Genomic DNA, 12,979 nt, shown 5'->3' on the forward strand with positions numbered 1-12,979 from the left:
GTCCGGCCGTCGGTCCGGAGCGTGGGCGCACTGTCGTCGTGAGGTGCGGGTCCCGGCCTCGGCGGGCCTGCCGCCGAGGCGGACCGGCTGCCGACAGCGGGGTGATCTAGCGTTCTCCGTCGAGGAGTTCGCGTACGAGTGCGGCGACCTGCTCGACTTCGATGAGGAAACCGTCATGACCGTAGGGGGACTCGATCACCCGGAGGTGGTCCGCCGTGGGGATTCCGGCGGCCAACTCCGCCTGCTGGGCGAGGGGGTAGAGACGGTCCGAGCTCACTCCGGCGACCAGCGTCCGCGCGGTCACGCGACGCAGCGCGGCGCTCGTACCTCCGCGACCGCGACCGATGTCGTGCGTGTTCATCGCGTCCGCGAGCACGACATAGCTGCCCGCGTCGAAACGGCTCACCAGTTTGGCGGCGTGGTGGTCGAGATAGGACTCGACCTGGTAGCGGCCGCCGTTGCGGGGGTCCTCCTTGCCCTGGGGTGTGCGGCCGAAGCGGACCTGCAACTCCGGCTCGCTGCGGTAGGTGACGTGGGCGATGCGGCGGGCCAGGCCGAGCCCCGCGTGCGGGCCTCGGCCGGTGTCGTGATAATCGCCGCCGCTCCAGTGCGGGTCGCTGCGGATCGCAAGGAGCTGAGTGCCGGCCCAGGCGATCTGCTCCGCGCTCGCGGCTGCCGTGGTGGCGAGCAGGAGGAGAGCGTTCGTGCGCTCCGGATGGGCCACGGCCCACTCCAGGGCGCGCATACCGCCCATGGAGCCGCCGATCACCAGGGCCCAGCGGTCGATGCCGAGCGTGTCGGCCAGGCCGGCTTCCGCGGCGACCTGGTCGCGCTGGGTCAGAGCGGGGAAGCTGCTGCCCCAGTGCCGTCCGTCGGGCCGTGATGAGGACGGTCCGGTGCTGCCCTGGCAGCCGCCGAGCACGTTGGGTGCGACGACGAACCAGCGGTCCGTGTCCAGTGCCCGGCCGGGCCCGATGAGGCCGTCCCACCAGCCGCGGGTGGGGTGACCGGGTTCGGCCCGTCCGGCGGCATGGCTGTCGCCGGTGAGCGCGTGGAGCACCAGTACGGCGTTGGAGCGGTCCGGTGCGGGCAGCCCCCAGGTCTCGAACGCGAGCCGCGCACCGGGCAGTTCGCCTCCTGCCTCCAACGGCAGCGGCTTCTCCCGCAGGTGCCATCGGCGGCGCCCCGGAGGGTCCCCCTCCCGCCAGGCCCCGGAGGCCGGCGGGAGGGGGACCCCGGTGGTCGTCCGTACGGTGCTCAGGACGCACCCTTCGCCGCGCGGAAGCCGGCCTCCAGGTCCGCCCTGAGATCGGCGAGGTTCTCGATGCCGACCGACAGGCGGACCAGGCCGGGCGAGGTGCCGGTCGCCGCCAACTGGGCCTCGTCGAGTTGGCTGTGGGTGGTGGACGCCGGATGGATGATGAGGCTGCGTACGTCGCCGATGTTGGCGAGATGGCTGAAGAGTTCGACGCCGTCGACGAACCGCTTGCCCGCCTCGACCCCGTCGCGCAGTTCGAAGGCCAGGACCGCGCCGGCGCCGCGCGGCAGATAGCGTCGGCCCGCCTCGTACCACCGGTTGGACTCCAGGCCGGGGTAGTGGACGGCGGCGACCTCGTCGCGCCGTTCCAGCCATTCGGCCAGGGCCTGGGCGTTGGCGGAGTGCCGTTCGATGCGCAGGCTGAGCGTCTCGACGCCTTGCAGCAGCAGGAACGCCGACTGCGGGGAGAGGGCGGGCCCGAGGTCGCGGAGCAACTGGACGCGCAGCTTGACGGCGAAGGCGCCCGGGCCGAGTGCGGGCCAGTACTGCAGGCCGTGGTAGCTGGGGTCCGGCTCGCTGAAGTCGGGGAAGCGGTCGGCGTGGGCGCCGAAGTCGAAGGTGCCGCCGTCGACGACGACACCGGCGATGGTGGTGCCGTGGCCGCCGAGGAACTTGGTCGCGGAGTGGACGACGATGTCGGCGCCGTGCTCGATGGGCCGCAGCAGATACGGCGTGGGAACGGTGTTGTCCACGATCAGCGGGACACCCGCCCCGTGCGCGACGTCGGCCACCGCCCGGACGTCGAGCACATTGCCGCGCGGATTGCCGAGCGTCTCCGCGAACAGGGCCTTCGTGTTCGGCCGGACCGCCGCCCGCCAGGCCTCGACGTCATCCGGGTCGTCGACGAACGACACCTCGATGCCGAATTTGGGCAGGGTGTGGCGGAACAGGTTGTACGTGCCGCCGTACAGGGACGTGCTGGAGACGATGTGGTCGCCCGCGCTCGCCAGCGTCAGGACGGCGAGGGTCTCCGCGGCCTGTCCGGAGGCCAGGGCCACCGCGGCGACCCCGCCTTCCAGCGCGGCGATCCGCTGCTCGAAGACGTCCTGGGTCGGATTGTGGATGCGGGTGTAGATGTTGCCCGGCTCGGCGAGGGAGAACAGGTCGGCGGCGTGCTGGGTGTCGCGGAAGACGAACGAGGTGGTCTGGTAGATCGGCACCGCCCGCGCCCCGGTCGTCGGATCCGGGGCGGCACCGGCGTGGATCTGCTTGGTCTCGAACGACCAGGCCGAGGTGTCGGGCCCGGCCGGTCCGTCCTCGGGGGTGTGGCCGGCGGTGACGGAGTCGAGCGGCTGGCTCATGGTTCTCCCTTGTGCGGGGCGTACGGGTGCGTGAAGGGGCCACGGGGCCGCGGTCCGGCCCGGGAGCGGGCAGCGCTGAGGACAGTGCGGCGCGGTGGTGAAGAGGGGGATCGGATGCCGGAGCGCGGCGTCAGCTCACGGCGGAACAACCCGTGGTGGTGACACGCACGTAGTCGACGTGGCGGCGGGTCACGAGCACGGTCATGCAGTCAGGTAACCACAGATGGTGACGGCGCACCAGCATGCACAGCCATCACCGCACATGCCCCGATGCGCGGACCTCGTCACCGCCACCACAATCGTGAGCCACGGAAAAGCGGAAGCAAAAGAACATTGATGAACAAAACGCTCTCTCGTCGATGTCGAGCGCGCCCGATGTCCTCGATGTCCGCCCGGCGTCGAGCGTCACTTCGCCATTTCCGTCGCGCTCCTTGAAGCACGGGATTCGCCGGGATTCAATCTGTCCGTCACCGACGAAAGTCGCTTGCGCGACTCCGCTAACATGATCGAACTCACGACGAGTGCCCTGATCGCCCACCCTTTACGGAAAACTGTGCTATCTGGCGCGAGAAGTGACTTATTAACCAATACCTACCAAATCGGCCAAACAATTGATACCTAGAGCGTCGCGTGCACTTTCGCGAATAGATAGCAGAACTGCGTTCGCCGCGTGGCGCCGACCGCGGGCGATGTTGTGGACCGCGACAGGCGTGGCGGTCATCGGATTCCTCGTCGCCCTGGAGATCGCCGCGCGCCACTACGGCCTGCCCGGGCCGATCACGAACCAGGCGCAAGAGGTGATCTTCGGCCCGCGCTCGGGGCCGCTGCTGTACGGCGGTCTGGCGCTCATGATGGTGGTCCTCACCTGGCGCCAGCGCCTCATCGCGCTCGGTACCGCGATCGGCATCGACGCCGTCTTCGGCCTCGTGCGACTGGTCGTCGACGCAAGGCCGAACTTCGGCAACGGCGCGCTGTGGGTGATCCTGGGCTGCGCCGTCATCGCTGTCACGCGGCGCACCGGCCGGGAACGCGTACTGCTGCTGAAAGGCGTCGGACTCGGCCTGCTCCTGGTGGCCGGCCACAAGACCGGCGACACCTGGCTGCTCATCACGTCGAAGACCCGCCCGGCGGTCCTGGACCCGTACGTGGCGACCGCCGATCACGCGCTCGGCAACCCGTCGTGGGTGGTGGGCCGCATGGTCGAGGCCACCGGCCCGGTCGGCGCCCACACCCTCCACATCGTCTATGGCCAGCTCCCGCTGGCAGCGGCCATCTTCGGGCTGTACCAGCTGCGCAACGTCGCGGTCGAGCGTCGCTTTCCCAGCCACCACCTGGTCCGCACGTTCTTGGTCATCGGCCTGCTCGGACCGGCGATCTACATGCTCTTCCCCGTGGTCGGCCCCGTCTTCGCCTACGGCACCGGCGCGTTCGGCACCGGCGGCCAGCAGTGGGCGATCGCCGACCTGTGGCCCCACACCCCGCCGCCGATCGCCCTGCACTCGATCTCGTTCGACGAGATCACCCCACGCAACTGCATGCCCAGCCTGCACACGGCCTGGGCCACCTCGCTCTTCATCCACTCCCGCAAGGGCCCGAGGGTGCTGCGCTACACGGGCACGTTCTGGCTGATCGCCACGCTCACCGCGACCCTGGGATTCGGCTACCACTACGGCGCGGACATCATCGCCGGTGTGGTGTTCGCCCTCACCATCGAGGCAGCGATGCGCGCGATCGCCCGGGGCTGGGACCGCCAGGCAACCCAGCTCGTCGCCCACGGCACGGCCGTCTTCGCCGCACTCTTGATCTCCTATCGCTATCTGCCGTCGGAAATGGCCGAGCATCCCGGGGTGTTCGGGCCCGTTCTCCTTCTGGCGATGGCATCCGTCGTCTACGGCTACGTGCGGACCACCAAACTGTGGGAGCCGAAGGCCGCACCGGTGCAGCAGCCGGAACTCCAACCCGAACCGGCGTGAGTGCGACACCGGTCCGGACAGCAGGCGCTCCCGCCTGATCCACGCGGCCGCGACCCGACACATCGGGTCGCGGCCGCGCCGTATGCGGGGCCCGCCGACTGCTTCGGTGCCCCGTCGGTCGAGCCGGACCCGGCCGAGCCGGCTCACCATGGCGGGATCACGGTGGTCGAAGTGGACGTCGCCCTCGACCACGAAGCCATGCTCCTGCTCGACATGACCGCCGCCCGGACGGAAACATTCGACGACGTCGCCCGCTTCGGGCGTAGCTCGGACTGACGAGTCTCCGCGCCGCCGACGGCTGCGATGTGTGCGGCACGACTGCCGCGACGGGTGGGGCGGTACGCCCTCGGGGAGCGCCTTGCCGGTCACCGGTTCGAGCAGCTGCAGGTGAGGCCGAGAGCGTCGCAGGGCGCATGTGCAAGGATTTCCGAGTGAACGATCTACGCGTCCGCCCGGTCGAAGAGGCCGACCTGGCCGTCCTCGTGCGCCTCCGCGACGATGCGGCACGCTGGATGTCGGCCCGCGGCATCACCGGGCAGTGGCAGCCGGGAGAGCTGGACGAGGGCCACTTCCGCCAGGTCATGGGAGACGGGGAGGTCTGGGTCGCGGAGGCGGCCGGGCGCGTCGTCGGCGCCTGGGAGTTGTGGTGGGACGACGAGGCCGCCTGGGGTCCGCAGCCGCCTGTGGCCGGATACGTGCACCGGCTCATGGTGGACCGGGGCGCAGCCGCGCCCGGGACGGGGCGGCTGCTGCTGAGCGCCGCGGAGGACCGAGTGGCGGCGGTGGGGCGGACACGTGTGCGCCTGGACTGCCTGGCCGGCAATGCACCACTCAACGCCTACTACCAGAAGGCCGGTTACCGCATCGTGGGCCACAAGGCGGGCAAGCCACAGCCGAGCGGTACGCCCAAGTCCTTCACGCTGCTGGAGAAGGAACTTCGGCAGGCAGGGCAGGGCTGAAGTCGGGCGTCTCCATCCGGTGCCGCATCGTCGGCCCGGTCGCGAGGTGTGGCGAAGGGACCCTCACCGCCTGGGGGGCTGCTGCAAGAACGCCGCGACGCGACGCTGGCGGCGGGACTGGGGAAGGGAGGAGCGGCGTTGATCTTTCGCGGAGTGCTCGCGCTGCTCGTGGGCGTCGTCTTCACGACGGTGGCCTGCGGCTGTCGCGGTGTCGACGTGTGGGTCTGGGACTGGGCCGACGTGGTGGTGAGGCAGCGCACCCGCTACGGAACGCCCTGGAGGAGCCTCACCGTCATGCGGGTCTACTTCGGTGTCCTCGGAGCCGTATCGCTGGTGGCCGGGCTGTACTTCCTGGCGAACTGACGGCACCCGGACGCGACGAGACGAGTTTCCGGAGCGTGGCCCGTACCGCCAGTGGATCTGGTGTGCTTGTGGTGGGGGTCCAGGTCGCGCCTCTCGTGAGGACGAGCCGGTTCGGGCTGCCGCGTGGGCACGCGCGAAGGAGATGGTTGCTTGGACACGCTCTCGGTGACGCTGGTCTCGGCGCTGACCTCGGGCGTCATCTCCGCGGGGCTCGTGTGGCTGACCAGCCGGCAGCAACGCCGGGACAGCAGACGCACACAACGCGAGACCCACAACACGTCATACCTGAACCCCCTCAGGTGGCATACCGCTGAAGCACATCACCGGCTCTCCCTGTACGCCACCGCTGTCGACCGGCACGGCGGCTATCGCCCGGCCCAGGTCGTCGACGAACCGGGGGACATCGACGGAAAGGACGCCGCGTGGTTCGCCGGACGGGGCGTCGTACTGGTCTCGAGCGTCTGGATGACTTCCTGCCTCTTTGCCCAGATGACCCGCACCCGTCACGACATCCCGTTCCTGCGGTTGCCGGGGAAGGACGACACACGACTGGCCGCCCTGATCCTGAAGGTCCATGTCGCCTTCGCCGCTTGCGAGGTGTACTACGCGACGCAGTCCAGCCTCGGCACGGATGTCATCCTCGAACCCGAAGGACGCCTCAGGAGCTACAGAGAATTCTGCGAGCTCCTCTCGCAACCGGACCGACGGGTGTGGGCCGACCCCCTCGTATGGTTCCACCTGGCCATCGCCAAGGGCGAGCGTCGCCCCCATCTCCGGCGTGCTCTGGACGCCCTCCAAGAGCTGTCGGAGTTTCTCGACGACTGCCTCGCCGGCGGCGCGTCACTGCGTGCGCGCTGGGACGCGGAGCTATGAACGGGCCACGGCCTGCGCCCCGTTGGACGGCGGCTCCGCGACGCCGACGAAGTGGCCTGCGACCGGACGGACCCGGGCCGACCACCCCAGAGAGGTGAGATCCTCCGTCAGGGTCCGCGGATCGTGGAACACCTTCACGATGCGGTACTGGCTGCCGTCGTCGAGCCGTCGCATCGCCACGGGGACGGTGCGATCCGCGAGGACCTCCTCCTGCGCGGCCACGGAGGGCCCGTCGTCGACGAAGATCGCTCTGCCACCCGGCGCGAGCGCAGCGGCCAGGGTCCTCCAGAAGTCGGGCAACCGCGCCGGCGGCACATGAGAGAGCCAGAAGGCGAAGAACACGGTGTCGTAGCGCCGCGGCGGCTCCCACTCGAACAGGTCGGCCCGGACGAACCGGACCTTGGGCGATGCGGCACGCGCCCGGGCGATGGCCACCATCTCGGCGGACGCGTCGACGGCCGTCACGGAATGCGCCCGCGCGGCCAGCAACGCGGTCCACCGACCCGTTCCACAGGCCAACTCCAGTACGTCCCCGGTGATCGGGAGGTCGTCCACGACAGTCAGTAACTTCCGCAGCTGTTCGTACTCCGTGTATTGCCGGTCGTATTCGACCGCACCATCGTCGTAGTAGGCCATCTGCTCTGTCAGGAGAGCGTCGTCCTCCATGTGCAGGCTCCTCTCATCCGGTCGGACTGAGCCGAGCGCGCCCGACGCGCCGACTCGACTGCCACGCACACTGTCGGCCTTCACCTTCGGGCAAGGTCAAGAACACCGAAGGCAGTGACGCCCGGGGCGCAGCAGCCGGCACGGTGAGTCGACTGGCGCGGACCCGTGATGCCCGGACCATGGCACTGTGGACGAATACCAGGACTTCGGTGGGGCGGCCCCGGTGGACACGCTGGAGGTGGCGCAGACGGCCAGGACGGCGGTGGCGTGGCTCCCACCGAAGGAGCTGTGGGCGCCGATCCAGGACATCCGCTGGGAGCACGATCCACAGGTGCGCCGGTGGCCGCCGCACGTGAATCTGGTGTTCGGCTTCGTGCCGGAGGAGGAGTTCGAGCGGGCTGTGCCGCTGCTGCGCGCCGCCGCGGTGGAGAACTCGCCGTTCACCGCGCGTCTGGCCGGCGTGCGGTACTTCCGGCACCGGCACGACGCGACGGTGTGGCTCGATCCGGCCGCCGCGGACCTGGCGCCCTGGGCCCGGCTTCAGGCGACGCTGGCCATGCGGTTCCCGCTCTGCCGCGGCCGGGGCGCCCGCTTCACCCCGCATCTGTCCCTCGGCCGGACCCCGGACCCGAAGCATCTGGCCCCCGAATTGTCCGCCCGGATCGGCGCGCTGTCGGCCGTGGTGGAGGACGTGGTGCTGCTCAGCCGGCGCGGAGCGGAACCCATGCGACCCCGATTCGTGGTCGGGCTGGGCACGGGAGAGTCCTTGCGCGTGCCGGAGGATTGAGGTGAGCTCCCGGGGCGCCGCTGTGGGATGCCCGAGTCAGAACGGCGGGTCCTCGGAGCAGCCGCCGGAGAGCCGCCCACGGTCACGGCGGTGTGCACGGCAAGGAGCCGACGACGCGGTGTCCGGCTACTCCACGGCCGGGTCCTCCTGCGCCTGCCGCACCGCGGCCTTGACCGCCTGCTCCACCTCGTGCGGGTCCACCTGGGCCGCCTCGGCGTGGGCCGACACCGCCGCCTGAACCGCGTCGGCGGCCGACCGCCACACGTGCCACTGCGCGTCGTACGCCTCGCCCGCGAGGCCGGCGAGCTTGGCCCGTTCGGCTTCGGCCGTGCATTCCAGGCTGATCAGGTGGTCGGGGATGTCAGTCACGGTCGGATCTTAAGCGGGCGGCAGAAGGCTCCGGTGGCGACCTGCGGGCGGAATCCGTTTTCGGCGCGATGAGGGCAGTGCTCCGCTCACCTGTTCGCCGAGGCGGCACGCGGTTCGACACGGGCGTCCCAGGCGCCGACGGGCCAGTGGGCGCGGTCGTGCACGGTTGCGGAGGGGTAGCTCCAGGTGGCCGCCTCCTGGCGACCACGACTCGGCCGTCGGCTCGCGACTGGTTCATCCGGGTTCCGTTCGCGCCGCAATCTCCTTGGTGACAGCCACGCTTGATCGACGGCGCACGCACGGGCGCAGCGGACAAGAGTGAATACTGGCTCCCCATACAGAACACGCATGAGGAGCCTGCCAGTGACCGGCGACACCCGTATAGGACCGCCCAATTTCGGAAGCGAACGCGACATGCTCCGGGGGTTCCTCGACTACCACCGCGCGACCCTCGCCATGAAGTGCGAAGGGCTCACCGACGAGGAACTGCGCCGGCAGTCGATGCCGCCGTCCACGTTGTCGCTGCTCGGTCTCGTGCGGCACATGGCCGAGGTGGAGCGTGCTTGGTTCCGCCGCGTGTTCGAGGATCACGACGTTCCCATGGTGTGGTCCGACAAGATCGACTTTCAGGCTGCGTACGACGCGAGCACGTCGACCCGGGGCGAGGCCTTCCAGGCCTGGGAGGCCGAGGTGGCACACTCGCGCCGGATCGAGCGGGAGGCGGAGTCCCTGGACCAGGCCGGTTACCAGCCGAGATGGGAAGAGGAAGTGTCGCTGCGGATGGTGATGGTGCACGTGCTCCTGGAGTACGGCCGCCACAACGGGCACGCGGACTTTCTGCGTGAGGGCGTCGACGGGACCGTGGGCGCCTGAGGCCGTGCCAACCGCCGTGCACACGGCGCGTCGTGTGCACGGACCCGCGGGCGGCCGGTCGCTGCACGGGGGCTGTCAGTGGCTGGTACTAACGTGCCGAGAAGTCCCGTCGATCTTTGCCCGTCCGAGGAGCCATGATGACCGGAGCCATACCCGAGTTGCCCGCGAAGGATCTGCTCACACTGATACCGGAGTACGCGGGCCTTGTCCGGGACACCACGCTCCTCAACCCGGAGCCCGGCGACCCCGGCGTGCGGGAGAGCTCGCTGGGAGGCCCGGTGCTGTGGCCCGCGGACGAGCCGTGGCCGTACTGCGCGGAGGAGGACCACTGGACGTTCGGGTCCGACTGGCGCAACCGCACCGAGATCGTCCCGGGTGCGGTGCCGATGACGCCGATCCTCCAGCTGTTCGCCCGGGACGTGCCGGGGCTGAAGTTCCCGGAGGGGAAGGATCTGCTGCAGTTGGTGTGGTGCGCGCTGATCCATGAACAGGACGAAGGGCTGGTCGTCCCGAAGCTGTACTGGCGCAACGAGGCGGAGGTCGTGGCCGGAGGACTGCTCACCGAGATCCCCGCGGTGGGCGAGGGGGAGTACGACCCCGACAACATGCCGGTGCCGTCCACGTTGTCCCCGGCGACGGCGGAGGACTATCCGCGGTGGCGCGATCTGCCCAAGGACATCTGGGACACCTGGGAACCTCGTCTCCGGTTGCCGTCCGGCGGCTCCATGTGGCCCCCGGACTCCAACGTCATCGGGACGAAGGTCGGCGGCTGGCCCGCCTGGACGCAGCCTGCCGACTGGCCGGACTGCGCGAGCGGACACCGCATGGAGCACCTGCTGACCATCACGGGCGACATCCAGCTGGGCGACTGCGGCGGCGTCTACTTCTTCCATTGCAGCCAGTGCCCCGACCACCCTTGGGACTGGCGCTTCGACTGCCACTGAGAGCTGAGCCCGGCCGGGTGCCGCCGGCCGGCGTCGTCTCGTGGCGAACGAGCCGCTTCACCGCCGTCAGCTTGGCGACGGTCGGCGGGAGGGTCGAACAGTCGCCGCCCGATGGGGACTTGCCCGTCTCGTGGTGCACGCCGGGGGCTCGGCGCAGGAACGGCGTGGGGCGGCGGCACGCCTGTGTGCCGCCCGCCCGGGACGATCACCCGAAGTGCGTTCGGGCCGCGCTGTCGTGCAGCTCCGCCAACGTGGCGGCGGACAGCTGCCGGGGTGCGTGATCGGTGTCGACGAGGACGACCGTGCACGCGGCGGCGTGGGTGAGGGCGGTGGTGAGGCTGCCGTCGGCGAACTGGGTGAGGGGACCGCGTGAGGAGCGCCCGACGGCGACGGTGTGCGCGTGGACGTCCGCGGCGTGCCGGGCGAGGACCCGCCCGGCGGCGGCGTGATCGCCCACGCTGGCGAGGACTTGGCCGGTCGCGGCGTCCGACTCCGCCGGGTCCCCGAGTGCTGCGGCGGACGTCCTGGCCTCTCGGATGAGACAAGGCCGGGCGCGTTACGTATCGCATCACGACGCAACAGCAGGGCGCGGTCTGCTCCGCGTGACTCAACTCCGTTCCACGGAAGTGACGTTGGGGGCGCCGGCCATCGCCGCGGACGTACGTGCTCAAGGAGGACTGCCGGTGGGACTCGACGACCCCGAACCACAGCAAGCCCCCGGTTCCGGACCCGACTTCGCGCAGGAGATACAGCACTCCTTTCAAGCCGTGTTCGCTGCCCTGGACGCGGCACGCGCCGACCTCTACGCGGGCGACGAGCGGTTGGAGCACGCCCTGACGCCGTCACCGCCCGGCGTACCGGCCGCCGACGCCGGCCTCGCCGTGCCGGCCCCGGCCTCGGTGCCGGTGCCGGTGCCCGTGCCGGTGACGGTCGCCGTGTCGGCCCCGGCACCGGCTACGGTCCCGCCTCCGGCGCTGCCCCCGCGTCCGCGGATGCAACCGCTGAGGAGTGTCCCCGCCCCGGATCAGGGACCATCCCGCGGTGCCCCGCCGCGCCCAGAGGAGCCACCGCGGACCGTCGGACCAGGTCGACACCGCGCTCAACAGGACATCGTGGTCGCAGAGTTGTGGCTGCACGGCCCACGTCCGGAAGCTGCTCCGGTCCCGCCGGAGGGAAGGCCGGCGGCGGCGCGCCACGCGGGCCCCGCGCACGCGGCCAAGAGAGCTCTTGGATGGCGGTACCTCGTCCATCGGCGGGAAGCCCGTGTCGCCGGTGTCTTCGGTGTGGGTGCCGTGAGCGGGTTGGTTCTCGCGTCCTCGTTCCTGGTCGGCAATCGGCCTGTGCCGCAGGAGAGTTCGCCGCCCGCCGAACGGCTGCACCAGCCGGTGCCGGACACGCCGGATCCCTCGCTTCCCGAGATCCCGGGGACCGGCGTGCTGCGCCAGGGCGACAGCGGCCACGGCGTGTACGAGTTGCAAGTACGTCTGCTTCAGATCCCCAACGTCTACGACGGCGGTGCCATCGACGGCCGCTACGGCACGGAGGTCCGGGAGGCGGTGGCCAGATTCCAGGAGTGGTACGGCATTCGCGGCGACGAGACCGGCGTGTACGGCGACGAGACGCGGCACGCTCTCATGCTGCGGACCAAATAGCCCGCGGACCCGTACGAGACGGGTCGGCCGCGCCGTCGGCGAGACGATCGCCCATTCCCCTTCAAGCCGTGGCCCGGCCGCCTGTCACCGTCGGATGTCGCCCTTGATCATCGCGTGCAGATGCTGGTCGTGCCATCCGTCCTCGTGCAGCAGCGCACTGCGCATCGTGCCTTCGACGGAGAAGCCGGCCTTCGCCGCGACGCGGCACGACGCGGGGTTGGCCACCGAGTGGCACAGCCGCAGCCTGTGCAGGCCGAGCTCGTCCAACGCCCACTGGCTGAGGCGCATCGTGGCCTCGACGGCGACGCCCCGACCGCGTCCGGCCGGAAGGATCCAGTACACGATCTCGGCGCTGCCGTCGGCGAGGTCGATGTCCCCCCAACCGATCAAGCCCACGGCCCGGCCGTCGTCGCGCGGGGCGATGGCCCAGATCGCGGCCTGTTCGTTCCGCCAGCGTTCGTGCATGCGCTCGATGCGCGTGCGTGCTTCCGCCGGCGAGGGCACTATCAACCGATTCCACCGGCGGACGGCCGGATCCTGGCCGGCGGTGACCAGGGCGTCGGCGTCGTCGGCGCGCCAGGGACGCAGTTCCAGGCCGCAGTCGAGGGGCAGCACGGGTTGGTCCATGGCGGCCATGCGGCCCGCGGGGACGACGGGTGGTACGGCTGAAGTGATCACCGAGGCATCGTGCCACGGCTCGATTTCGGACAGACCGCTGGTGGGCCGGGTACCTCGTTCGTGCTTCGCGTAAGGGCTTACTACGGTGTTCCGTTGTCCAACTCTGGCCTGATGAGGGCGTTTTTGTGCGCGCCGACTTGCCGACCCTTTGACGATCCGTTCCAGCGGCGTTAAGCCAGAGGTCTGTGAGCGTGTTGTGTGCAGTCTTTAGGGTCCCTGAAGA

The 12,979-nt window shown here is 70.3% G+C and carries 13 protein-coding genes and 1 pseudogene; 8 read left to right on the forward strand and 6 right to left on the reverse strand.

What is annotated here, in order from left to right; genetic code table 11:
* Window positions 1–106 precede the first annotated feature (106 nt).
* Together metX and ABEB03_RS20945 are read right to left on the reverse strand one after the other, a co-directional pair.
* Complete coding sequence (gene metX, locus ABEB03_RS20940) at window positions 107–1,261, reverse strand: homoserine O-acetyltransferase MetX (protein ID WP_345652656.1); 1,155 nt, start codon at window positions 1,259–1,261, stop codon at window positions 107–109.
* The gene (locus ABEB03_RS20945; RefSeq protein ID WP_345651252.1) at window positions 1,258–2,619 is read right to left on the reverse strand and encodes a bifunctional o-acetylhomoserine/o-acetylserine sulfhydrylase; all 1,362 of its coding nucleotides are present in this window, start codon (window positions 2,617–2,619) and stop codon (window positions 1,258–1,260) included. Before ABEB03_RS20945 ends, metX begins: the two co-directional genes overlap by 4 nt.
* 689 nt (window positions 2,620–3,308) lie before the next feature.
* Here ABEB03_RS20945 and ABEB03_RS20950 point away from each other — a divergent pair.
* The 4 genes from ABEB03_RS20950 to ABEB03_RS20965 all read left to right on the forward strand — a co-directional run bounded on the left by ABEB03_RS20950 (window position 3,309) and on the right by ABEB03_RS20965 (window position 6,787).
* On the forward strand, window positions 3,309–4,592 hold the full coding sequence (locus ABEB03_RS20950; RefSeq protein WP_345651255.1) for a phosphatase PAP2 family protein: 1,284 nt from the start codon (window positions 3,309–3,311) through the stop codon (window positions 4,590–4,592).
* Between the two features lie 413 nt (window positions 4,593–5,005).
* Window positions 5,006–5,551, forward strand: a complete 546-nt coding sequence (locus ABEB03_RS20955; protein ID WP_345651258.1) for a GNAT family N-acetyltransferase — start codon at window positions 5,006–5,008, stop codon at window positions 5,549–5,551.
* Between the two features lie 138 nt (window positions 5,552–5,689).
* The gene (locus tag ABEB03_RS20960) at window positions 5,690–5,914 is read left to right on the forward strand and encodes a hypothetical protein (protein WP_345651261.1); all 225 of its coding nucleotides are present in this window, start codon (window positions 5,690–5,692) and stop codon (window positions 5,912–5,914) included.
* Window positions 5,915–6,064: 150 nt separating this feature from the next.
* Window positions 6,065–6,787, forward strand: coding sequence for a hypothetical protein (locus ABEB03_RS20965; protein ID WP_345651264.1), 723 nt, complete (start codon window positions 6,065–6,067; stop codon window positions 6,785–6,787).
* On the opposite strand, the gene ABEB03_RS20970 is transcribed toward ABEB03_RS20965, so the two are convergent.
* Entirely contained in the window at window positions 6,782–7,453 is a 672-nt protein-coding gene (locus ABEB03_RS20970; RefSeq protein ID WP_345651267.1) for a class I SAM-dependent methyltransferase, read from the reverse strand. The two genes, ABEB03_RS20965 and ABEB03_RS20970, sit on opposite strands and share 6 nt — an antisense overlap.
* A 187-nt stretch (window positions 7,454–7,640) precedes the next feature.
* Here ABEB03_RS20970 and ABEB03_RS20975 point away from each other — a divergent pair, with 187 nt between their 5' ends.
* Entirely contained in the window at window positions 7,641–8,240 is a 600-nt protein-coding gene (locus tag ABEB03_RS20975; RefSeq protein ID WP_345651270.1) for a 2'-5' RNA ligase family protein, read from the forward strand.
* A gap of 126 nt (window positions 8,241–8,366) precedes the next feature.
* Here ABEB03_RS20975 and ABEB03_RS20980 read toward each other — a convergent pair whose 3' ends face one another.
* Complete coding sequence (locus ABEB03_RS20980; RefSeq protein WP_345651274.1) at window positions 8,367–8,609, reverse strand: hypothetical protein; 243 nt, start codon at window positions 8,607–8,609, stop codon at window positions 8,367–8,369.
* Between the two features lie 363 nt (window positions 8,610–8,972).
* On the opposite strand from ABEB03_RS20980, the gene ABEB03_RS20985 reads away from it, so the two are divergent.
* Window positions 8,973–9,482 (forward strand): DinB family protein, encoded by a 510-nt coding sequence (locus ABEB03_RS20985; protein WP_345652659.1) that lies wholly within the window; start codon window positions 8,973–8,975, stop codon window positions 9,480–9,482.
* A gap of 137 nt (window positions 9,483–9,619) precedes the next feature.
* On the forward strand, window positions 9,620–10,426 hold the full coding sequence (locus ABEB03_RS20990; RefSeq protein ID WP_345651279.1) for a DUF1963 domain-containing protein: 807 nt from the start codon (window positions 9,620–9,622) through the stop codon (window positions 10,424–10,426).
* 205 nt (window positions 10,427–10,631) lie between these two features.
* Here the strand turns inward: ABEB03_RS20990 and ABEB03_RS20995 are convergent.
* Window positions 10,632–10,907, reverse strand: a pseudogene (locus tag ABEB03_RS20995) (universal stress protein); the annotation flags it as partial.
* An 811-nt stretch (window positions 10,908–11,718) separates the two neighbouring features.
* Here ABEB03_RS20995 and ABEB03_RS21000 point away from each other — a divergent pair.
* Window positions 11,719–12,078 carry a peptidoglycan-binding domain-containing protein gene (locus ABEB03_RS21000; RefSeq protein ID WP_345651282.1) on the forward strand — a complete coding sequence of 120 codons (360 nt, stop codon included), beginning with the start codon at window positions 11,719–11,721 and terminating at the stop codon, window positions 12,076–12,078.
* An 84-nt stretch (window positions 12,079–12,162) separates the two neighbouring features.
* On the opposite strand, the gene ABEB03_RS21005 is transcribed toward ABEB03_RS21000, so the two are convergent.
* A complete protein-coding gene (locus ABEB03_RS21005; protein WP_425589288.1) occupies window positions 12,163–12,714 on the reverse strand; it encodes a GNAT family N-acetyltransferase in 552 nt (183 codons plus the stop codon).
* Window positions 12,715–12,979 lie beyond the last annotated feature (265 nt).

The organism is Streptomyces siamensis (assembly GCF_039543605.1).
Taxonomy (GTDB): Bacteria; Actinomycetota; Actinomycetes; order Streptomycetales; family Streptomycetaceae; genus Streptomyces; species Streptomyces siamensis.